Origin of the sequence: Pseudomonas sp. B21-017, from assembly GCF_024749245.1 — a bacterium.
In the GTDB taxonomy this organism is placed as follows: domain Bacteria; phylum Pseudomonadota; class Gammaproteobacteria; order Pseudomonadales; family Pseudomonadaceae; genus Aquipseudomonas.
Genome location: NZ_CP087194.1, coordinates 1,400,246 through 1,421,551, shown reverse-complemented (window position 1 = coordinate 1,421,551; position 21,306 = coordinate 1,400,246). Strand labels below are relative to the sequence as shown.

Genomic DNA, 21,306 nt, shown 5'->3' with positions numbered 1-21,306 from the left:
GGAGGATTATGCCTGATCGATCATGGATCTATGTTGTCTGTTCCGGCCTCTTCGCGGGCAAGCCTCGCTCCTACAGGGTTCGTGACATTCCTTGTAGGAGCGAGGCTTGCCCGCGAATGAGGTGACGCGGTCTCAGGCCTGCTCCAACGCCACACCCGCGCCAACAAGGCCGGAATACGGCGCTGTCACCAGCCACACCGGAATGCCTTTGAAGTAATCGCTCATGCAACCCTTGTCGGCAAAGCACCGGGCGAAACCGCTTTTAACGAAAAAGTCGGCAAACCGTGGAATCACTCCACCAACGATGTACACACCACCCCGTGCACCGGTGGTCAGCACATTGTTGCCGGCCACGCGGCCGAGCCAGCAGCAGAACTGCTCGAGCACTTCCAGGGCAATCGGATCACCCGCCAGCCCGGCCGCCGTGATCGCCTCAGGCGTGTCGAGCACAGGCGTGTGGCCATCCACCGCGCAGATCGCCCGGTACACTCGCGGCAAACCACTGCCGCTCAACGCCGTTTCAGCGCTGACATGGCCGATCTCGTTGTAGATGTGTTGCCACAGCTGGGTTTCTCGCGGGCTGCTAAGCGGCAGATCGACGTGACCACCCTCCCCCGGCAACGCGGCAAAACGGCCCTCGCCCAGATCGAGCAACGTGCCTACGCCCAGCCCCGTGCCCGGACCGATCACCACCGCTGGCCGCAACGGTTCCGGCGTGCCTTCGCAGACCACCCGGAACTCGCCCGGCTGCAAGCGGGTCATGCCCAGCGCCATGGCCGAGAAATCGTTGACCAGCAGCAGTTGATCCACCTGCAAGGTCTTGCAGAAACCCTTGCGACTGAGCCGCCAGTGATTGTTGGTGAACTTGAATTCATCACCGCTCACAGGGCCGGCCACCGACAGGCACACCGAACCGATCGAACCCGGCGCCAGGCCGAGCCCGTTCAGGTACAGCGCAATCGCTTCTTCCGGGGTGGCGTGGTCTGCCGTTGCCAGCACCTGGACTGATTCCAGTTGCTGGTTTTTCCACAACGCGAAACGTGCGTTGGTCCCACCGATGTCACCGACCAAAGCCAGTTTCAATTAAGCGTCTCCAGGGCAGAAGTAAAGGCGCTGGCGCCTTGCTCTGCGGAGCTGAAGGCCATGCGCATGAAACCAAACAGTTCGCGACCGGTGCCGATGTTGTTGCCCAACAGGCCTTTGGCCGGCTCGCGTGCTGCGAATTCTTCGGCGTCCACCTTAAGCTCCAGGGTGCCTTTGACGCCATCGACGCGGATGATATCGCCCTCACGCACCCGTGCCAAAGCGCCGCCCACATAAGCTTCGGGGCTGACGTGGATCGCCGCCGGGATTTTCCCCGAGGCGCCGGACATGCGCCCGTCAGTCACCAACGCTACTTTGAAGCCACGGTCCTGCAACACGCCGAGGAACGGCGTCATCTTGTGCAGTTCCGGCATGCCGTTGGAGCGCGGGCCCTGGAAGCGCATTACCGCGACAAAATCCTTCTCCAGCAATCCGGCCTTGAACGCATCGGCCAGGTCCTGTTGATCCTGGAACACCATGGCCGGGGCTTCGACGACCTGGTTTTCCAGGGCGACTGCCGAGACCTTCATCACGCCACGACCGAGATTGCCTTCCATCACCCGCAAACCGCCTTCTGGCGAGAATGCACGAGCCACTGGGCGCAGGATGTTTTCGTCGAGGCTTTCGATCGGGCCTTCGCGCCAGACCAGCTCGCCGTTATCGAGGAACGGCTCCTGGGTGTAGCGGCTCAGGCCGTGGCCGAGCACGGTGTTGACGTTTTCGTGGAGCAGGCCGGCTTCCAGCAGTTCACGGATCAGGAACGACATGCCGCCCGCCGCCTGGAAGTGGTTGATGTCGGCTTTGCCGTTCGGGTACACGTGGCTCAGGGTCGGCACCACCTCGGAGAGGTCGGCCATGTCCTGCCAGGTCAACTGGATGCCTGCGGCCATGGCGATGGCCGGCATGTGCAAGGTGTGGTTGGTCGAGCCGCCGGTGGCGTGCAGGGCCACGATGGAGTTGACCAGCGAACGCTCGTCGACGATTTCGCCGATCGGCAGGAAGTTGCCATTCTGCTTGGTCAGGCGCGTCACCTGATGCGCCGCTTCGCGGGTCAGCGCATCGCGCAACGGCGTGTTCGGGTTGACGAACGAGGCGCCCGGCAAGTGCAGGCCCATGACTTCCATCAGCAACTGGTTGGTGTTGGCGGTGCCGTAGAACGTGCAGGTGCCAGGGCTGTGGTAGGACTTCATCTCCGATTCCAGCAGCTCTTCGCGGGTCGCCTTGCCTTCGGCGTAGCGCTGACGCACATCGGCTTTCTGCTTGTTGGAGATGCCCGACACCATCGGCCCGCCCGGCACGAAAATCATCGGCAGATGACCGAAGCGCAACGCGCCCATCATCAGGCCCGGCACGATCTTGTCGCAGATGCCGAGCATCAGCGCGCCGTCGAACATGTTGTGGGACAGCGCCACGGCGGTGGACAACGCGATCACTTCACGGCTCGGCAGGCTCAGTTCCATGCCCGGTTCGCCCTGGGTCACGCCATCGCACATGGCCGGGGTGCCACCGGCGAACTGGCCGACGGAGCCGATTTCGCGCAGGGCTTTTTTGATCTGTTCAGGAAAGACTTCGTACGGCTGGTGCGCCGAGAGCATGTCGTTATATGACGAAACAATTGCGATGTTGGCGGAGTTCATCATCCGCAGGCTGTGCTTGTCGTCGCTGCCACATCCGGCCACGCCGTGGGCGAAGTTGGCGCATTGCAGCTTGCCGCGCATCGGGCCGTCACTGGCGGCGCCACGGATCAATGCAAGGTAAGCCTCACGCGTGGCGCGGCTGCGGGCGATAAGCCGTTCGGTGACCTCAAGGACGCGGGGATGCATGTGTAGAACTCCAGGCTAACGGATGTGGCGACCTGATTGTCTATGCTGATCAAACGCCGTTGTGATCGGGATGACAGACGGCTTTCTTGATCATTCGGACCAGTTGATTCAGGTCACTCGTTGTAGATAAAACAAAATATTGCCACTAAAAAGGCTTGTTTTCTATTTTTTTGCGAATAATCTTGTAATTCCAACAACAAAACGACGGCGGCGCTGTAAATGACTCTTCGAATCGCAATCAATGGTTTTGGCCGTATCGGCCGTAATGTCCTGCGCGCACTGTATACCCAAGGCTATCGTCAGGATCTGCAGATCGTGGCAATCAACGACCTGGGCGACAGCTCGATGAATGCTCACCTCCTGAAATACGACACCGTTCACGGCACATTCGATGCCGATGTCCAGCACGATCAGGAAAGCCTGACCGTCAATGGCGACCGTATTTCGGTCAGCGCCATTCGCAACCCGGCCGAATTGCCCTGGGCCGCGGAGAAGGTCGACGTCGTATTCGAATGCACTGGTCTGTTCACCGACCGCGCCAAAGCCGCCGCGCATATTACGGCCGGCGCACGTAAAGTGATTATCTCGGCCCCGGCCAAAGGCGCCGACGCCACTGTGGTTTATGGGGTTAACCACGACATTCTGCGCCAGTCGCACCAGATCATTTCCAACGCCTCGTGCACCACCAACTGCCTGGCCCCGGTGGCCCAGGTGCTGCACCGCGAGCTGGGCATCGAAAGCGGTCTGATGACCACCATCCATGCCTACACCAACGACCAGAACCTGACCGACGTCTACCACACCGACCCGTACCGCGCCCGTTCCGCCACCCAGAACATGATCCCGAGCAAGACCGGCGCCGCTGAAGCGGTAGGCCTGGTGCTGCCGGACCTGGCGGGCAAACTGACCGGCATGGCAGTGCGTGTTCCGGTGATCAACGTGTCGCTGGTGGACCTGACCGTGCAGCTCAAGCGCGAAGCGTCGGCCGATGAAGTGAATGCGCTGCTCAAACAAGCCAGCCAACACTCGAAGATTCTCGGCTACAACGCCCTGCCGCTGGTATCCAGCGACTTCAACCACAACCCGCTGTCGTCGATCTTCGACGCCAACCACACCAAGTCCAGCGGCAAGCTGCTCAAAGTGCTGGCCTGGTACGACAACGAGTGGGGCTTCTCCAACCGCATGCTCGATAACTGCCTGGCGCTCTGCAACGCAGAGTAAACCGTGGAGCAGCAACCGATGATCGGTATCAGCTTTACGCATAAGACCATGGCGGCGCGCAAGCGTATCGCCCTGGTCGCCCATGACCATTGCAAAGTGTTTTTGCTGGACTGGGCCGAGCGGCAGAAAGACAAACTCGCGCAGCATGAACTGGTCGCCACCGGCACCACGGGGTTGTTGTTGCAACAACGCCTCGGCCTGCCGGTGGAAAGCATGATCAGCGGGCCGCTGGGCGGCGACCAGCAACTCGGCGCGCAAATCGCCGAGCAGCGCGTCGACATGCTGGTGTTCTTCTGGGACCCGTTCGAACCGCAACCCCACGACCCGGACATCAAGGCGTTGCTGCGGGTCGCGGCGGTGTGGAACATCCCCGTGGCCTGCAACGAATGCAGCGCCGACTACCTGCTCAGCAGCCCGTTGATGGATCAGGCTCACGAACACCGCATCCCGGATTACGCGACCTATCTGCAGGGGCGTGGGTAAAGCGCTGGCATAAGTCCTCTGTGACAACAGGCTCGCTCCCACGGGAATGCATATCCCCGTAGGAGCGAGGCTTGCCCGCGAAGGTCGCAACACGGTCAACGACTTCGCGGGCAAGTCGGAGCGCCGCACCGCTCTCTCTACAGGATTTCATCTGGCCGAGCCGTCTTTTTGAACTATGCTCGGGCTCTCGCTCCGGAGGGCCTTCGATGACTGATTTACTCACGTCCATTCAAGCCGCACTCGGCTTGCCTCACACCCCAATCCCGTTCACCTCGAGCGGCGCCCTGCCCTCGGCTTTTGCCGTGACCGATCTGGCTTGCGCCAGCATCGCCGCCGCCGGCCAGGCCGCCAGCGAACTGCTGCACCGGCAAACCGATCGTTTGCCCAGCCTTGAAGTTGACCGCCGCCTGGCGTCGTTCTGGTTCGCCACCTCGATCCGCCCCGTGGGCTGGAGCGTCCCGCCGTTGTGGGATCCGGTCGCCGGCGACTATGCAACCAAGGACGGCTGGATCCGCCTGCACACCAACGCGCCTCATCACCGCGCCGCTGCTGAATCAGTGCTCGGCGCCTGTGCCGACCGCACAGCGATGGCGAGCAAAGTGGCTCAGTGGGCGAAAAGCGATCTGGAACAAGCGGTGGTCGAGGCCGGTGGTTGCGCCGCCGAGATGCGCAGCTGGAAGCAATGGCAAGTTCACCCCCAAGGTCGGGCCGTGAACGCCGAGCCGTTGATTCAGTTCAGCGTCGATGGCAACCAAACCGCCAAACCGTGGCAAGGCTCGGTGGCGCAACCGCTGGCCGGAATCAAGGTACTGGACCTCACGCGAGTGCTCGCCGGCCCGATCGCCAGCCGCTTCCTCGCCGGGCTCGGCGCCGACGTGCTGCGCATCGACCCACCGACCTGGAACGAACCGGGCGTGGTGCCGGAAGTCACCCTGGGCAAACGCTGTGCGCGCCTGGATCTGCACGACAAAGCCGATCGCGCGGTGTTCGAAAGCCTGCTCAAGGACGCCGACATCCTGCTCCACGGCTACCGCGCCGATGCCTTGGAACGCCTGGGTTACGGCATCGCCCAACGCCAGGCACTGGCCCCGGGCCTGATCGATGTTTGCCTCAACGCTTACGGCTGGAGCGGCCCTTGGCAGAACCGTCGCGGCTTCGACAGCCTGGTGCAGATGAGCAGCGGGATTGCCGACGCGGGCATGCACTGGAAGAAGGCGGATAAACCGACACCGCTGCCGGTCCAGGCCCTTGACCATGCCACCGGGTATTTGATGGCGGCCAGTGCGATCAAGCTATTGGGGCACGGTGGCTCTGCGCGGCTGTCGCTGGCACGGACGGCGAAGCTGTTGATCGAACATGGCGCCGGAACCAACGAGCCGTTGCGCGCAGAGGATGACCACGATCAAGGGATGTTGATTGAGCAAACGCCGTGGGGACCGGCCCATCGGTTACAGGTGCCGTTGAAGATCACCGGGACGCCACTGCAATGGGCGCTGCCGGCCGGGGAACTGGGCGCCCATCGCGCGCAGTGGTGGTGATCACCAGATAGCTTTCGCGGGCAAGCCCGCTCCCACAGGTATAGCGTGATCCTGTGGGAGCGTGGCTTGCCCGCGATGAGGCCAGAACAGTCACTGCAAACACTGTCACGTAGTTATTTTTAACTAAACAGATAAAACGAAATAACGTTTATTCATTAATTCCAGTACCGCGCACCTGATAAATCAAATCTGTCATATAAACAGTTATCAGAAAATTGGCGAAACCGCAGAAACACACTAATTTCAAAGCCCAAGCAATACCGCTTACGCCCACCTGACCTGCCCCCTCTGAACAGGGCTTCCCCGGTAATACCGCTATGTCCGAGAAAGATACATAAGTCTTTCATTAACAATGGAATGTGCCCATGCACTGATCTATGTCAGCTGATTGAACAGCCAGCAGAACTACTCTGTTGTCTCTCTTCTCCTGCACTGGAGTCATGCTATGTCTGAATCCCCCGGAAAACTGAAACTCGGTGCGCTCGTTGCTTTAGTGGTCGGTTCAATGATTGGTGGCGGAATCTTCTCTTTGCCCCAGAACATGGCCGCCAGTGCTGATGTCGGTGCTGTTCTTATTGGTTGGGTAATCACCGCAGTGGGCATGTTGACCCTCGCTTTCGTCTTCCAGACCCTGGCCAATCGCAAGCCTGAGCTGGATGGCGGTGTTTATGCCTACGCCAAGGCCGGTTTCGGCGACTACATGGGTTTCTCGTCGGCCTGGGGATACTGGATCAGTGCCTGGCTGGGCAATGTGGGTTACTTCGTTCTCTTGTTTAGCACCCTCGGCTACTTCTTCCCCATTTTTGGGGAGGGAAATACCGTGGCTTCGGTAATCGGCGCCTCGCTGCTGCTTTGGGCGGTGCACTTTCTGGTTTTACGGGGAATCAAGGAAGCGGCGTTCATCAACCTGGTAACCACCGTCGCCAAGGTCGTACCGCTGCTGCTGTTCGTGTTGATCGCCTTGTTCGCGTTCAAACTGGAGATTTTCACCGCCGACATCTGGGGCATCAAAAACCCTGACCTGGGCAGTGTGATGAACCAGGTGCGCAACATGATGCTGGTCACCGTGTGGGTGTTCATCGGCATCGAAGGCGCGAGCATTTTCTCGGCCCGTGCCGAAGTACGCAGCGACGTGGGTAAAGCCACCGTCATCGGCTTCATCACCGTGCTGTTGTTCCTGATGCTGGTGAACGTGTTGTCCCTGGGGATCATGACCCAACCCGCGCTGGCGAAACTGCAGAACCCGTCGATGGCTGCGGTGCTGGAACATGTGGTTGGTCATTGGGGCGCGGTGCTGATCAGCGTCGGCCTGATCATTTCCTTGCTCGGGGCGTTGCTGTCATGGGTGTTGCTGTGCGCGGAGATCATGTTCGCTGCCGCCAAGGACCACACCATGCCGGCGTTTTTGCGCCGTGAAAACGCCAACCTTGTACCGGCCAACGCGCTGTGGCTGACCAACGCGATGGTGCAGCTGTTTCTGATCATCACACTGTTTTCGGCCAGCACTTACCTGTCGCTGATCTACCTCGCTACCTCGATGATCCTGGTGCCCTATCTGTGGTCGGCGGCCTATGCCCTGCTGCTGGCAGTGCGCGGTGAGAGCTATGAAAACGCTGTGGCCGAGCGCAGCAAAGACCTGGTCATCGGTGGCATCGCACTGATCTACGCGATCTGGCTGCTGTACGCCGGCGGCGTCAAATACCTGCTGCTCTCCGCCCTGCTGTATGCCCCCGGCGCGATCCTGTTCGCCAAGGCCAAACTTGAAGTCGACAAACCGGTTTTCACTAACGTCGAGAAGCTGATTTTCGCCGCCGTCGTCGTAGGCGCCCTGGTGGCGGCCTATGGGCTGTATGCCGGCTTTCTGACCCTTTAGCACTGTAATGAAAAGCAGCACCTGAATGTTTTGATCTGGAGGAACACGGTAATGACCACGGAAAAAGTTAAGTACGGCGTCCATTCCGAAGCCGGCAAACTGCGCAAAGTCATGGTTTGCTCCCCCGGCCTGGCCCACCAGCGGCTGACCCCGAACAACTGCGACGAACTGCTGTTCGATGATGTGCTGTGGGTCGCCCAAGCCAAACGCGACCACTTCGACTTCGTCACCAAAATGCGCGAGCGTGGTGTCGACGTGCTGGAAATGCACAACCTGCTGACCGACATCGTCGCGATGCCTGAAGCGCTGGACTGGATTCTGGAGCGCAAGATCACCGCCAATTCGGTCGGTCTCGGCCTGGTCCATGAAGTGGGGGCCTGGCTACGTAGCCTGGAGCCACGCAAGATCGCCGAATTCCTCATCGGCGGGGTTTCCGCCGATGACCTGCCGGACAGTTTCGGTGGCAAGACCATTCAGATGTTCCGCGACTTCCTCGGTCATTCCAGCTTCATTCTGCCGCCGCTGCCCAACACCCAGTTCACCCGCGACACCACCTGCTGGATCTATGGCGGCGTGACCCTGAACCCGATGTACTGGCCGGCGCGTCGTCAGGAAACCTTGCTGGCCACCGCCATCTACAAATTCCACCCGCAGTTCACCAACGCCGACTTCCAGATCTGGTACGGCGACCCCGACCAGGACCACGGCAACGCTACCCTTGAGGGCGGTGACGTGATGCCGATCGGCAACGGCGTGGTATTGATCGGCATGGGCGAGCGCTCGTCCCGCCAGGCCATCGGCCAATTGGCGGTCAACCTGTTCAAGAACAAAGCCGTGGAACGAGTCATCGTCGCCGGCCTGCCGAAATCCCGCGCGGCGATGCACCTGGACACCGTGTTCAGCTTCTGCGACCGCGACCTGGTGACGATTTTCCCGGAAGTGGTGAAGCAGATCGTCGCCTTCAGCCTGCGCCCCGATGAAAGCAAACCGGGCGGCATCGACGTGCGCCGTGAAGAAACCAGCTTCCTCGACACCGTGGCCAAGGCCCTCAACCTCAAGGCGCTGCGCGTTGTCGAAACCGGCGGTAACGCCTTTGCCGCCGAACGCGAGCAATGGGACGACGGCAACAACGTGGTGGCGGTGGAGCCAGGCGTGGTCATCGGCTACGACCGCAACACCTACACCAACACCCTGCTGCGCAAGGCCGGCGTCGAGGTCATCACCATCAGCGCCAGTGAGCTCGGGCGCGGGCGTGGCGGTGGCCACTGCATGACCTGCCCGATCATTCGCGACCCTATCGATTATTAACTTTCGAGCCTTGGCCGATGCTTATCCAGCACGGCCGAGGGGATAACCGAAACCCAAGGAGATCCAATCATGGCTTTCAACATGCGCAACCGCAGCCTGCTCTCGCTGATGCACCACACCACTCGCGAGCTGCACTACCTGCTGGACCTGTCCCGCGACCTCAAGCGCGCCAAATACACCGGCACCGAGCGTCCGCACCTGCAAGGCAAGAACATCGCGCTGATCTTCGAAAAAACCTCGACCCGCACCCGGTGCGCCTTCGAAGTCGCGGCCCATGACCAGGGCGCCCACGTCACCTACATCGACCCGGTGTCGTCGCAGATCGGCCACAAGGAAAGCATGAAGGACACCGCCCGCGTGCTGGGGCGGATGTTCGACGCCATCGAGTACCGTGGTTTCGAACAGGAAATCGTCGAAGAGCTGGCCAAGTTCGCCGGCGTACCGGTATTCAACGGCCTGACCGCTGAATTCCACCCGACGCAAATGATCGCCGACACCCTGACCATGCGCGAACACAGCGACAAACCGCTGCACGACATCAGCTACGCCTACCTGGGCGATGCGCGCTACAACATGGGTAATTCGTTGCTGATGATCGGCGCCAAACTCGGCATGGACGTGCGCATCGCCGCACCGAAAGCGCTGTGGCCGCATCAGGACTTCATCGATCAGTGCAAAGCCTTCGCCGAAGAGAGCGGTGCGCGCATCACCATCACCGAAGACCCGAAAGCCGCGGTCAAGGGCGTGGACTTCATCCACACTGACATCTGGGTGTCGATGGGTGAGCCGGTGGAAGCGTGGGACGAGCGCATCGAGCAACTGCTGCCGTACCAGGTCAACGCCGACATGATGAAGGCCTCGGGCAACCCGCGCGTGAAGTTCATGCATTGCCTGCCGGCGTTCCACAACAGCGAAACCAAGGTCGGCAAGGACATCGCCGCACGCTATCCGCACCTGGCCAACGGCGTCGAAGTGACTGAAGAAGTCTTCGAATCGCCGGCCAACATCGCCTTCGAGCAAGCGGAAAACCGTATGCACACCATCAAGGCTATTCTGGTGTCGGCACTGGCGGACGTCTGACGGCTGAACACTTGCTGATGATCGTTCCCACGGTCCCCGTGGGGGACGATCATCAGGGAGATCAGATTGCCCGCCCCTATTTAGAAGGACTGCACTATGCGTATCGTCATTGCTCTGGGCGGTAACGCCCTGCTCCGCCGGGGTGAGCCCATGACCGCGGACAACCAGCGCGCGAACATCCGGATCGCCACCGAACAGATCGCCAAGATTCATTCCGGCAATCAACTGGTGATCGCCCACGGCAATGGTCCGCAGATCGGCCTGTTGTCGCTGCAAGCGGCGGCCTACAGCCAGGTTTCGCCTTACCCGCTGGACGTACTCGGCGCCGAAACCGACGGCATGATCGGCTACATCATCGAACAGGAACTGGGCAACCTGCTGGACTTCGAAGTGCCCTTCGCCACCCTGCTGACCCAGGTCGAAGTCGACCCCAACGACCCGGCGTTCCAGGCCCCCAGCAAACCGATCGGCCCGGTTTATTCCAAGGCCGACGCCGAGAAACTCGCCGCCGAGAAAGGCTGGGCCATCGCCCCGGACGGCGACAAGTTCCGGCGCGTGGTCGCCAGCCCGAAACCCAAACGTATCTTCGAAATCCGCCCGATCAAGTGGCTGCTGGAAAAAGGCAGCATCGTGATCTGCGCCGGTGGTGGCGGCATCCCGACGATCTACGACGCCAACGGCAAACTGCAGGGTGTGGAAGCGGTGATCGATAAAGACCTGTGCTCGGCACTGCTGGCCGAACAGTTGGAAAGTGATCTATTGGTGATCGCCACTGACGTCAATGCGGCCTTTATCGATTTCGGCAAGCCCACCCAGAAAGCCATCGCCCAGGCTCACCCCGATGAAATGGACAAACTCGGCTTCGCCGCCGGCTCCATGGGACCAAAGGTCCAGGCGGCCTGCGAGTTCGCCCGCCATACTGGGAAAGTCGCGGTAATCGGTTCACTCTCGGACATCGAAGCGATCATCCAGGGCAAGGCCGGCACCCGTATCAGCACAGCGACGCCTGGCATCAGTTATCAATAGAAAGAAACGAATAGAAAGAAACGCAGGGGGGCAGGCGTGAGGTCTGCCCTGATTCAATGCCTTTGAAGGAGAGACGCCAATGGCTACGTTCGAACCCGGACACCTGCACATCGAGCGCCATGCGCTGAACAAGGACGATTACAGCTACAACCTGCACATTGAATACAAAATTGCTCAGGATCCCAAGGAAGGCCAAGGCATGCTCTTCACGCTGCGTGGTTCGGTCGAGGGCAAGGAGCTGAATGAAGCGTTTTATCTGCCCAAGGACCAGGCCTTCGACTTTGCCCGCCACGCCACGCGCATCGCGCAAAAGTACGGCATGCCCAAGACCGCCAACATCGGCGCCATGCACAAGTACTACGACGAAATGTTTGAAGACGTGCGGGCCCAACTCGACATCAAATCCGGCGACCCGGTCAAACCTGAACACCTGGGATAAAACGGTGAACGCTGAACCTGTGGGAGCGGGGCTTGCCCGCTCCCACAGGAGATCATCGTTGTCATGAAGTCCTGTACAGGATTTCACCATTGGCCCGCCCCAAGGCATACTTGCCACCCTCCGCACTCCAGAACCAAACCGCCCCATGCGCATCCACGTCAGTTTCATCGACCGCGTCGGTATCACCCAGGAAGTCCTGGCTCTGCTCGGTGGGCGCAATCTCAATCTGGATGCGGTGGAAATGGTGCCACCCAACGTCTACATCGACGCCCCGACCTTGAGCCCGGCCGTGCTCGAAGAGCTGCGCGATGCGCTGTTCAACGTGCGTGGTGTACAAGCGGTGACGGTGGTCGACATCCTTCCCGGCCAACGCCGTCACTTGCAGCTCGATGCGCTACTCGCCGCCATGACCGACCCGGTGCTGGCCCTGGACAGCGCCGGCAAGGTGCTGCTGGCCAACCCGGCACTGATTGCCCTGTACGGTCGCGAACCGGCGGGTGAAAGCATCAGCGAGCTGTTTGCCGACCCGGTGCTGCTCGACACATTGCTGGAAAACGGCTTCCGCCTGCCGCTGCGCGAGATCACCGTCAACGGTCAAACCCTGCTGCTGGATGCCACGCCGATCACCGACGCCGGCGCCCTGCTGACCCTGTATCAACCGAACCGCATCGGTGAACGCCTCTCGGCGCTGCACCACGATCACGCTGAAGGTTTCGATGCGCTGCTCGGCGAATCCCCGGCGATTCGTACGCTCAAGGCCCGCGCCCAGCGCGTCGCAGCCCTTGATGCACCGTTGCTGATACAGGGTGAAACCGGCACCGGCAAAGAACTGGTGGCCCGCGCCTGCCACGCCATCAGCGCCCGCCACAGTTCGCCGTTCCTGGCCTTGAACTGCGCGGCACTGCCGGAAAACCTCGCCGAAAGCGAACTGTTCGGCTACGCCCCCGGTGCCTTCACCGGGGCGCAGCGGGGCGGCAAGCCGGGGCTGATGGAACTGGCCAACCAGGGCACGGTATTTCTCGACGAGATCGGTGAAATGTCGCCGTATTTGCAGGCGAAACTGCTGCGCTTTCTCAACGACGGCAGCTTCCGTCGGGTTGGCGGCGATCGCGAAGTGAAGGTCAACGTGCGGATCCTCAGCGCGACCCATCGCGACCTGGAAAAAATGGTCAGCGAAGGCACTTTCCGCGAAGACCTGTTCTATCGCCTCAACGTGCTGAATGTCGAAGTCCCGCCCCTGCGCGAGCGCGGCCAGGACATTTTGCTGCTGGCGCGTTACTTCATGCAGCAGGCCTGCGCGCAGATCCAGCGCCCGGTCTGTCGCCTGGCCCCCGGCACTTACCCGGCGCTGCTGGGCAATCGCTGGCCAGGCAACGTACGGCAATTGCAGAACGTGATCTTCCGCGCCGCGGCGATTTGCGAAAGCAGCCTGGTGGACATCGGCGACCTCGACATCGCCGGCACCTCTGTGGCGCGCCAGAGCGACATCGAGGTCGACAGCCTCGAACAGGCCATGGAAGCGTTCGAGAAGGACCTGCTGGAAAAGCTCTACGTCAGCTACCCCTCGACCCGCCAACTGGCCAGCCGCCTGCAAACCTCCCACACCGCGATTGCCCATCGGTTGCGCAAGTACGGGATTCCCAATAAGCCCCTGTAGAAGCGCAATGCCGTTCACTTAAGGAAGTATTGAGTCAGAGAGACCTGTGGCGAGGGAGCTTGCTCCCGCTTGAGTGCGCAGCACTCACAAAAATCGGCAATGGGTTGTCAGATTTTTGGGGCCGCTACGCAGCCCAGCGCGAGCAAGCTCGCTCGCCACAAAAGGTAGGCATGACTGAAGAGTGTGTTTAAGTGAACAGCATTACTGTAGGAGCGAGGCTTGCCCGCGAAGAGGCCATCAAGACCGCTAAAAGCTTCGCGGGCAAGCCTCGCTCCTACATAAAAGGTTTCTTCAGGGATTACCGGGAAAAACCCATTAAAAGCGACCTCCATCTGTACTGAAAGCGCTACAGTGGAATGATATCAATACACCCCATCCTGATCACCGCTGTCCAAGGCTTTGATCCACCTAGGCTTTTTTCTTTGCTTCAGGCTGTAGCGATTTCGCTACAGCTGCAGAAATATAACGGCTTACGAAAACTTATAAGTTATTGTTTTTAAACATAAAAATAACATTGGCCGCCTTTTTGCTTAGTAACCTCCTATAAAGCAGGGTTTTTGCCCCTGCATTCCATCGCGTCCACCAGACGAGTCTGGCCCCCTTAGGAGTTTCCATGAGCGAGTTGCGTTTTACTGAAGATCACGAATGGCTGCGCACCGAAGCTGACGGCACCGTTACGGTCGGCATCACCGCTTTCGCACAGAACGCACTGGGCGACGTGGTTTTCGTACAACTGCCTGAGCTGCAGTCCTACGACAAAGGCGCAGAAGCCGCCACCGTGGAGTCGGTAAAAGCTGCCAGCGGCGTGTACATGCCTCTGGACGGAGAAGTGGTCGAGACCAACCCGGCCCTCGATAGCAGCCCTGAACTGGTCAACGAAGATCCGCTGGGCGAAGGCTGGTTCTTCCGCTTCAAGCCAACCGACGCCTCGGCTGTCGGCCAACTGCTGGATCAAGACGCTTACGACCGTCTGATTGCCCAAGCCTGAGGAGCGCCGACATGACTCAAGTCAATCTGACGACCGCCAACGAATTCATCACCCGCCACATCGGCCCGCGTGCAGGCGACGAGCAAGCCATGCTCAACAGCCTCGGTTTCGACTCCCTGGAAGCCCTGAGCGCCAGCGTCATTCCCGACAGCATCAAAGGCACCAGCGTCCTCGGCCTCGAAGACGGCCTGAGCGAAGCCGATGCCCTGGCGTTGATCAAATCCATCGCCGGCAAAAACCAGCTGTTCAAGACCTACATCGGTCAGGGCTACTACGGCACTCACACGCCGTCGCCGATCCTGCGCAACCTGCTGGAAAACCCGGCCTGGTACACCGCCTACACCCCGTACCAACCAGAAATTTCCCAGGGTCGTCTCGAAGCGCTGCTGAACTTCCAGACCCTGATCAGCGACCTGACCGGCCTGCCGATCGCCAACGCCTCGCTGCTGGACGAAGCCACCGCTGCTGCCGAAGCCATGACGTTCTGCAAACGCCTGAGCAAGAACAAAGGCAGCCACGCCTTCTTCGCCTCCGTTCATTGCCACCCGCAAACCCTCGACGTTTTGCGCACCCGTGCCGAGCCTTTGGGCATCGACGTTGTGGTGGGCGACGAGCGTGAACTGACCGACGTGACGCCATTCTTCGGCGCGCTGCTGCAATACCCGGCGAGCAACGGTGACGTCTTCGATTACCGCGAACTGACCGAGCGCTTCCACGCGGCGAATGCGCTGGTCGCGGTCGCTGCTGACCTGCTGGCCCTGACCGTGCTGACCCCGCCGGGCGAGTTCGGCGCCGACGTGGCCATCGGCAGCGCGCAACGCTTCGGTGTTCCGCTGGGCTTCGGTGGCCCGCACGCGGCGTACTTCTCCACCAAGGATGCGTTCAAGCGCGACATGCCGGGCCGTCTGGTCGGCGTTTCCGTGGACCGTTTCGGCAAGCCGGCCCTGCGCCTGGCCATGCAGACCCGCGAGCAACACATCCGTCGCGAGAAAGCCACCAGCAACATCTGCACCGCCCAGGTGCTGTTGGCCAACATCGCCAGCATGTACGCCGTGTACCACGGCCCGAAAGGCCTGACGCAGATCGCCAATCGCATTCATCACCTGACCGCGATCCTCGCCAAAGGCTTGAGTGCACTGGGCCTGAGCGTCGAGCAAGCCAGCTTCTTCGACACCTTGACGATCAAAACCGGCGCGCAAACAGCCGCCCTGCACGAAAAGTCTCATGCGCAGAAGATCAACCTGCGCGTGGTCGATGCTGAGCGTCTGGGTCTGTCCCTCGACGAAACCAGCAGCCAGGCTGACGTCGAAACCCTGTGGAGCCTGCTGGCCGACGGCAAGGCACTGCCGGACTTCGCTGCATTGGCCGCTTCGGTCCAAAGCACCCTCCCGGCCGCACTGGTTCGCCAATCGCCAATCCTCAGCCACCCGGTGTTCAACCGTTATCACTCCGAAACCGAGCTGATGCGCTACCTGCGCAAACTGGCGGACAAGGACCTGGCCCTGGATCGCACCATGATCCCGCTGGGTTCCTGCACCATGAAACTCAACGCCGCCAGCGAAATGATCCCGGTGACCTGGGCTGAATTCGGTGCCCTGCACCCGTTCGCTCCGGCCGAGCAAAGCGCCGGCTATCAGCAACTGACCGATGAACTGGAAGCGATGCTCTGCGCCGCCACCGGTTACGACTCGATCTCCCTGCAACCGAACGCCGGTTCCCAGGGTGAATACGCCGGTCTGTTGGCGATCCGTGCCTACCACCAGAGCCGTGGCGAAGACCGTCGCGACATCTGCCTGATCCCGTCGTCCGCCCACGGCACCAACCCGGCCACCGCCAACATGGCCGGCATGCGTGTGGTTGTGACCGCGTGCGATGCCCGCGGCAACGTCGACATCGAAGACCTGCGTGCCAAGGCCATCGAGCATCGCGAACACCTCGCCGCACTGATGATCACCTACCCGTCGACCCACGGTGTGTTCGAAGAAGGCATCCGTGAAATCTGCGGCATCATTCACGACAACGGCGGCCAGGTGTATATCGATGGCGCGAACATGAACGCCATGGTCGGCCTCTGCGCACCGGGCAAGTTCGGCGGCGACGTATCGCACCTGAACCTGCACAAAACCTTCTGCATCCCACACGGCGGTGGCGGCCCAGGCGTCGGCCCGATTGGCGTCAAGTCGCACCTGACGCCGTTCCTGCCGGGCCACGCCCAGATGGAACGCAAGGAAGGCGCGGTCTGCGCGGCACCGTTCGGCAGCGCGAGCATTCTGCCGATCACCTGGATGTACATTCGAATGATGGGTGGCGCCGGCCTCAAGCGCGCTTCGCAATTGGCGATCCTGAATGCCAACTACATTTCTCGTCGCCTCGAAGAGCACTATCCAGTGCTGTACACCGGCAGCAACGGTCTGGTGGCGCACGAATGCATCCTCGACCTGCGTCCGCTGAAAGACAGCAGCGGCATCAGCGTCGATGACGTGGCCAAGCGCCTGATCGACTTCGGCTTCCACGCCCCGACCATGTCGTTCCCGGTGGCCGGCACGTTGATGATCGAGCCGACCGAGAGCGAATCCAAGGAAGAACTGGACCGCTTCTGCGACGCCATGATCCGCATCCGCGAAGAAATCCGCGCGGTGGAAAACGGCACGCTGGACAAGGATGACAACCCGCTGAAAAACGCCCCGCACACCGCTGCGGAAATCGTCGGCGAGTGGACTCATCCGTACAGCCGCGAGCAAGCCGTTTACCCGGTAGCGTCGCTGATCGAAGCCAAGTACTGGCCACCGGTCGGTCGCGTCGACAACGTGTTTGGCGATCGCAACCTGGTCTGCGCCTGCCCGTCGATCGAAAGCTACGCTTGATCTAGGGGGGTGAGTTGCTCGCCCCCTTCAAGAACACCGTACTCCTCCTGTGGGAGCTGGCTTGCCTGCTCCCACAGGATCGCAGTTCCCCCATCGGATCTGTGTCGATCCTCATAACAAGAAACCGGAGAACAACCATGTCGTTAAGCGTGTTCGACCTGTTCAAAATTGGTATCGGCCCCTCCAGCTCCCACACCGTCGGCCCGATGCGTGCCGCTGCGCGCTTCGCCGAAGGTCTGCGCCGTGAAGGGCTGCTATCGGCAACTACCTGCGTCAAAGTCGAGCTCTACGGCTCGCTCGGCGCCACCGGCAAAGGCCACGGCAGTGACAAGGCCGTATTGCTGGGCCTGGAAGGCGAACACCCGGACACCGTGGACACCGAAACCGTCACCGCCCGCCTGCAAGAGATTCGCAGCAGCGGTCGCTTGAACCTGCTCGGTGAACACAGCATCGCGTTCAACGAGAAAGAACACCTGGCAATGATTCGAAAACCGTTGGCCTATCACCCCAACGGCATGATCTTTCGCGCATTCGACGCGGCCGGCCTGCAAGTGCGCAGCCGCGAGTATTACTCGGTCGGTGGCGGGTTCGTGGTCGATGAAGACGCTGCCGGCGCCGACCGCATCGTTGAAGACGCCACGCCGCTGACCTTCCCGTTCAAAAGCGCCAAGGACCTGCTTGGTCACTGCAGCACCTACGGTTTATCGATCAGTCAGGTGATGCTGACCAACGAAAGCGCCTGGCGCCCGGAAGCGGAAACCCGTGCCGGACTGCTGAAGATCTGGCAAGTGATGCAAGACTGCGTCGCCGCCGGTTGCCGCAACGAAGGCATCCTGCCCGGTGGGCTGAAGGTCAAACGGCGGGCGGCGGCGCTGCATCGGCAACTGTGCAAAAACCCGGAATCGTCGCTGCGCGATCCACTGTCGGTACTGGACTGGGTCAACCTGTACGCCCTGGCGGTCAATGAAGAAAACGCCAACGGCGGACGCGTGGTCACTGCGCCCACCAATGGTGCAGCCGGCATTATCCCGGCGGTGCTGCATTACTACATGCGCTTCATCCCCGGCGCCAACGAAGACGGCGTGGTGCGTTTTCTACTGACGGCCGCTGCAATCGGCATTCTGTACAAGGAAAACGCTTCGATCTCCGGCGCCGAAGTCGGCTGTCAGGGTGAAGTCGGCGTTGCCTGTTCCATGGCGGCCGGCGCCTTGTGCGAAGTGCTCGGCGGTACGGTGCAGCAGGTGGAAAACGCGGCCGAAATCGGCATGGAACACAACCTCGGCCTGACCTGCGACCCGATTGGCGGACTGGTGCAAGTGCCTTGCATCGAGCGCAACGCCATGGGTTCGGTCAAGGCCATCAATGCGGTGCGCATGGCCCTGCGTGGCGACGGTCAGCACTTCGTCTCCCTCGACAAGGTCATCCGCACCATGCGCCAGACCGGCGCCGACATGAAAAGCAAATACAAGGAAACCGCCCGTGGCGGTTTGGCGGTCAACATTATCGAGTGCTGATGCGCGCATCTGCACTATTTTCAGGAGCTGTATATGTCCACCGAACAACTGTTGAAGACCCCGTTGCACGCACTGCACCTCGAACTCGGCGCCCGCATGGTGCCGTTCGCCGGTTATGACATGCCGGTGCAATACCCGTTGGGCGTGATGAAAGAACACCAGCACACCCGTGATCAGGCCGGGCTGTTCGATGTGTCGCACATGGGCCAGATCCGCCTGACCGGTGCCAACGCTGCCAAAGCCCTGGAAACCCTGGTGCCGGTGGACATCATCGACCTGCCGGTGGGCATGCAGCGCTACGCGATGTTCACCAACGAGGCCGGTGGCATCCTCGACGACCTGATGGTCGCCAACCTCGGTAACGACGAACTGTTCCTGGTGGTCAACGCCGCCTGCAAGGACCAGGACCTGGCGCACCTGCGCAAGCACATCGGCGACCAGTGCACCATTGAACCGCTGTTCGAAGAGCGTGCCCTGCTCGCTCTGCAAGGCCCGGCTGCCGTCACCGTGCTCGCACGCCTGGCACCGGAAGTTGCGAAGATGACCTTCATGCAGTTCACCCGCGTGAAACTGTTGGGCGTGGACTGCTTTGTCAGCCGTTCGGGCTACACCGGCGAAGACGGTTACGAAATCTCCGTGCCGGCGGCCAACGCCGAAGCGCTGGCTCGCGCCCTGCTTGCCGAACCGGAAGTCGAGGCCATCGGCCTCGGCGCCCGCGATTCCCTGCGCCTGGAAGCCGGTCTGTGCCTGTACGGCCACGACATGAACACCGAAACCACGCCGATCGAAGCAAGCCTGCTGTGGGCCATCTCCAAGCCTCGACGTGCCGATGGTGCGCGGGCCGGCGGCTTCCCTGGCGCCGAAACCGTGTTCGCCCAACAGCAAACCGGTGTCAGCCGCAAGCGCGTTGGCCTGCTGCCGCAGGAACGTACACCGGTGCGTGAAGGTGCAGAGATCGTCAACGAAGCTGGCGAAATCATCGGCAGCGTTTGCAGCGGCGGCTTCGGTCCGACCTTGGGCGGCCCTTTGGCCATGGGTTACCTCGACAGCGCTTATACCGTTTTGGAAACGCCAGTTTGGGCCATTGTGCGTGGGAAAAAGGTGCCTTTGCTTGTAAGCAAAATGCCATTTGTTCCACAACGCTACTATCGTGGCTGATTGACTGTTTCTATAAGTAACGCGGTTGCGTTAACAGTGCACTAATCTGTAACGCAACCGCCATAAAATAGTGCATACGTTTCGTTTATGAACGCTACTTATAACAATCGAAAAGCAATGAACAACTCGATCGAATAAGCCCGCACTAGTGACCACTCTAATTGCCATCAACCTGAGGAAATCCGGGCCTTCGCGGGGCTTGTTTTTTCTCCCGTAGTTGGCGTAGAGTTTGTTCACTGTGTTTGCATGGGTCGCTTGGAAATCGTGACCTGGGCAGTAGCCTACAAGTTAGCTACATCCCGTTCGACGTCTTCTTACTCTCCTGCAACCAGCCCCAGTACTCTTTCACGAGAAGGAGACTGTCATTCATTTTTGCGTCAAAGGAAATAAGAAATGTCCCAACGTCAGAGCGGTACCGTCAAGTGGTTTAACGACGAGAAAGGTTTTGGTTTTATCACTCCAGAAAGCGGTCCGGATCTGTTCGTGCATTTCCGCGCTATTCAGGGCAACGGCTTCAAGAGCCTGAAAGAAGGCCAGAAAGTGACGTTCGTTGCTGTGCAAGGCCAGAAAGGCATGCAGGCTGACGAAGTACAAGCAGAAGGCTAATCTTCTGTTACGAAAAGCCCCTGATGCTGACATCAGGGGCTTTTTTGTGCGCGCAAATCCGTAAAATGGCTTCTTTTTTCCGTTCAGAGGCAGCCATGTCGAAACACCTGCTCAACCCCCAAGGCGACTTTCCCGCCGCAGGCCTGGGTCGTCGCCTGGCAGCGATGTTCTACGACTTCCTGCTGTGCACCGCGCTGCTGATCGTCACCAGCGGCATCTACAAGATGATCCAGATGGCGATCATCGGCGAAGACCGGATGCGCACCCTGACCGAGGCCGGCGCCCTGGACGGTGACCCACTGCTGTCGACGGTTCTGCTGTTTGTGCTGTTCGGCTTCTTCGCCAAGTTCTGGACCTGGTCGGGCCAGACCCTGGGCATGCAGGTGTGGTGCATCCGCGTACAAAACGTCGACGGCTCATCCATCAGCCTGTGGCAGGCGCTGCTGCGCTTTGTGGTGTCGATCGCGTCCTGGTTATGCCTCGGGCTGGGGTTCTTCTGGTCGCTGTTCGACAAGCAGAAGCGCAGCTGGCACGACATCTATTCCAACACCCAGTTGGTGCGGATTCCGAAGAAGACCAAATAATCCTCCAGATGCAAAAACGCCCCGATCAACCCGGGGCGTTTTTTTTGGCTCACTGCCAACG

The 21,306-nt window shown here is 60.5% G+C and carries 18 protein-coding genes; 16 read left to right on the top strand and 2 right to left on the bottom strand.

All coding sequences use genetic code 11. The annotated features are described in order from the left end of the window. Window positions 1-132 precede the first annotated feature (132 nt). Both LOY28_RS06215 and edd read right to left on the bottom strand, forming a co-directional pair. A complete protein-coding gene (locus LOY28_RS06215; protein WP_138866917.1) occupies window positions 133-1,083 on the bottom strand; it encodes a glucokinase in 951 nt (316 codons plus the stop codon). Beyond that, window positions 1,080-2,906 (bottom strand): phosphogluconate dehydratase, encoded by a 1,827-nt coding sequence (gene edd, locus LOY28_RS06210; protein WP_018926475.1) that lies wholly within the window; start codon window positions 2,904-2,906, stop codon window positions 1,080-1,082. The genes LOY28_RS06215 and edd overlap by 4 nt, the downstream gene beginning before the upstream one ends. A 219-nt stretch (window positions 2,907-3,125) precedes the next feature. On the opposite strand from edd, the gene gap reads away from it, so the two are divergent. From gap to LOY28_RS06130, 16 genes are all read left to right on the top strand, one after another. After that, on the top strand, window positions 3,126-4,127 hold the full coding sequence (gene gap / locus LOY28_RS06205) for a type I glyceraldehyde-3-phosphate dehydrogenase (protein ID WP_018926476.1): 1,002 nt from the start codon (window positions 3,126-3,128) through the stop codon (window positions 4,125-4,127). A gap of 18 nt (window positions 4,128-4,145) precedes the next feature. Beyond that, the gene (locus LOY28_RS06200; RefSeq protein ID WP_064616377.1) at window positions 4,146-4,610 is read left to right on the top strand and encodes a methylglyoxal synthase; all 465 of its coding nucleotides are present in this window, start codon (window positions 4,146-4,148) and stop codon (window positions 4,608-4,610) included. A gap of 206 nt (window positions 4,611-4,816) precedes the next feature. After that, window positions 4,817-6,148, top strand: coding sequence for a CoA transferase (locus LOY28_RS06195; protein ID WP_258613224.1), 1,332 nt, complete (start codon window positions 4,817-4,819; stop codon window positions 6,146-6,148). 445 nt (window positions 6,149-6,593) lie between these two features. After that, a complete protein-coding gene (gene arcD / locus LOY28_RS06190; protein WP_018926479.1) occupies window positions 6,594-8,021 on the top strand; it encodes an arginine-ornithine antiporter in 1,428 nt (475 codons plus the stop codon). Window positions 8,022-8,072: 51 nt separating this feature from the next. Then, window positions 8,073-9,329, top strand: coding sequence for an arginine deiminase (arcA, locus tag LOY28_RS06185; protein ID WP_018926480.1), 1,257 nt, complete (start codon window positions 8,073-8,075; stop codon window positions 9,327-9,329). Window positions 9,330-9,398: 69 nt separating this feature from the next. Next, the gene (locus LOY28_RS06180; protein WP_064616373.1) at window positions 9,399-10,409 is read left to right on the top strand and encodes an ornithine carbamoyltransferase; all 1,011 of its coding nucleotides are present in this window, start codon (window positions 9,399-9,401) and stop codon (window positions 10,407-10,409) included. Between the two features lie 96 nt (window positions 10,410-10,505). Next, on the top strand, window positions 10,506-11,435 hold the full coding sequence (gene arcC, locus LOY28_RS06175) for a carbamate kinase (protein WP_086944503.1): 930 nt from the start codon (window positions 10,506-10,508) through the stop codon (window positions 11,433-11,435). A 79-nt stretch (window positions 11,436-11,514) separates the two neighbouring features. Continuing rightward, entirely contained in the window at window positions 11,515-11,874 is a 360-nt protein-coding gene (locus tag LOY28_RS06170; RefSeq protein ID WP_086944502.1) for a DUF5064 family protein, read from the top strand. Between the two features lie 145 nt (window positions 11,875-12,019). Then, window positions 12,020-13,531, top strand: coding sequence for a sigma-54-dependent transcriptional regulator (locus LOY28_RS06165; protein WP_258613223.1), 1,512 nt, complete (start codon window positions 12,020-12,022; stop codon window positions 13,529-13,531). A 191-nt stretch (window positions 13,532-13,722) separates the two neighbouring features. Next, on the top strand, window positions 13,723-13,872 hold the full coding sequence (locus tag LOY28_RS06160) for a hypothetical protein (RefSeq protein ID WP_018926485.1): 150 nt from the start codon (window positions 13,723-13,725) through the stop codon (window positions 13,870-13,872). Between the two features lie 272 nt (window positions 13,873-14,144). Continuing rightward, window positions 14,145-14,519 (top strand): glycine cleavage system protein GcvH, encoded by a 375-nt coding sequence (gene gcvH / locus LOY28_RS06155; protein ID WP_018926486.1) that lies wholly within the window; start codon window positions 14,145-14,147, stop codon window positions 14,517-14,519. A gap of 11 nt (window positions 14,520-14,530) precedes the next feature. Beyond that, window positions 14,531-17,383 carry an aminomethyl-transferring glycine dehydrogenase gene (gene gcvP / locus LOY28_RS06150; protein WP_258613222.1) on the top strand — a complete coding sequence of 951 codons (2,853 nt, stop codon included), beginning with the start codon at window positions 14,531-14,533 and terminating at the stop codon, window positions 17,381-17,383. Window positions 17,384-17,520: 137 nt separating this feature from the next. Beyond that, window positions 17,521-18,897, top strand: coding sequence for an L-serine ammonia-lyase (locus LOY28_RS06145; protein ID WP_018926488.1), 1,377 nt, complete (start codon window positions 17,521-17,523; stop codon window positions 18,895-18,897). Window positions 18,898-18,930: 33 nt separating this feature from the next. Further along, the gene (gene gcvT, locus LOY28_RS06140; protein WP_018926489.1) at window positions 18,931-20,055 is read left to right on the top strand and encodes a glycine cleavage system aminomethyltransferase GcvT; all 1,125 of its coding nucleotides are present in this window, start codon (window positions 18,931-18,933) and stop codon (window positions 20,053-20,055) included. Window positions 20,056-20,448: 393 nt separating this feature from the next. Further along, a complete protein-coding gene (locus LOY28_RS06135; RefSeq protein WP_007934683.1) occupies window positions 20,449-20,661 on the top strand; it encodes a cold-shock protein in 213 nt (70 codons plus the stop codon). Between the two features lie 95 nt (window positions 20,662-20,756). Then, entirely contained in the window at window positions 20,757-21,245 is a 489-nt protein-coding gene (locus tag LOY28_RS06130) for an RDD family protein (protein WP_111454755.1), read from the top strand. Window positions 21,246-21,306: the final 61 nt, after the last annotated feature.

Coding starts and splice junctions, on each gene's coding strand:
- edd (WP_018926475.1), bottom strand. CDS start 2,906: ATGCATCCCCGCGTCCTTGAGGTCACCGAACGGCTTATCGCCCGCAGC.
- arcA (WP_018926480.1), top strand. CDS start 8,073: ATGACCACGGAAAAAGTTAAGTACGGCGTCCATTCCGAAGCCGGCAAA.
- gcvP (WP_258613222.1), top strand. CDS start 14,531: ATGACTCAAGTCAATCTGACGACCGCCAACGAATTCATCACCCGCCAC.
- LOY28_RS06145 (WP_018926488.1), top strand. CDS start 17,521: ATGTCGTTAAGCGTGTTCGACCTGTTCAAAATTGGTATCGGCCCCTCC.
- LOY28_RS06170 (WP_086944502.1), top strand. CDS start 11,515: ATGGCTACGTTCGAACCCGGACACCTGCACATCGAGCGCCATGCGCTG.
- LOY28_RS06130 (WP_111454755.1), top strand. CDS start 20,757: ATGTCGAAACACCTGCTCAACCCCCAAGGCGACTTTCCCGCCGCAGGC.
- LOY28_RS06180 (WP_064616373.1), top strand. CDS start 9,399: ATGGCTTTCAACATGCGCAACCGCAGCCTGCTCTCGCTGATGCACCAC.
- gap (WP_018926476.1), top strand. CDS start 3,126: ATGACTCTTCGAATCGCAATCAATGGTTTTGGCCGTATCGGCCGTAAT.
- arcC (WP_086944503.1), top strand. CDS start 10,506: ATGCGTATCGTCATTGCTCTGGGCGGTAACGCCCTGCTCCGCCGGGGT.
- LOY28_RS06200 (WP_064616377.1), top strand. CDS start 4,146: ATGATCGGTATCAGCTTTACGCATAAGACCATGGCGGCGCGCAAGCGT.
- LOY28_RS06195 (WP_258613224.1), top strand. CDS start 4,817: ATGACTGATTTACTCACGTCCATTCAAGCCGCACTCGGCTTGCCTCAC.
- LOY28_RS06135 (WP_007934683.1), top strand. CDS start 20,449: ATGTCCCAACGTCAGAGCGGTACCGTCAAGTGGTTTAACGACGAGAAA.
- arcD (WP_018926479.1), top strand. CDS start 6,594: ATGTCTGAATCCCCCGGAAAACTGAAACTCGGTGCGCTCGTTGCTTTA.
- gcvT (WP_018926489.1), top strand. CDS start 18,931: ATGTCCACCGAACAACTGTTGAAGACCCCGTTGCACGCACTGCACCTC.
- LOY28_RS06165 (WP_258613223.1), top strand. CDS start 12,020: ATGCGCATCCACGTCAGTTTCATCGACCGCGTCGGTATCACCCAGGAA.
- gcvH (WP_018926486.1), top strand. CDS start 14,145: ATGAGCGAGTTGCGTTTTACTGAAGATCACGAATGGCTGCGCACCGAA.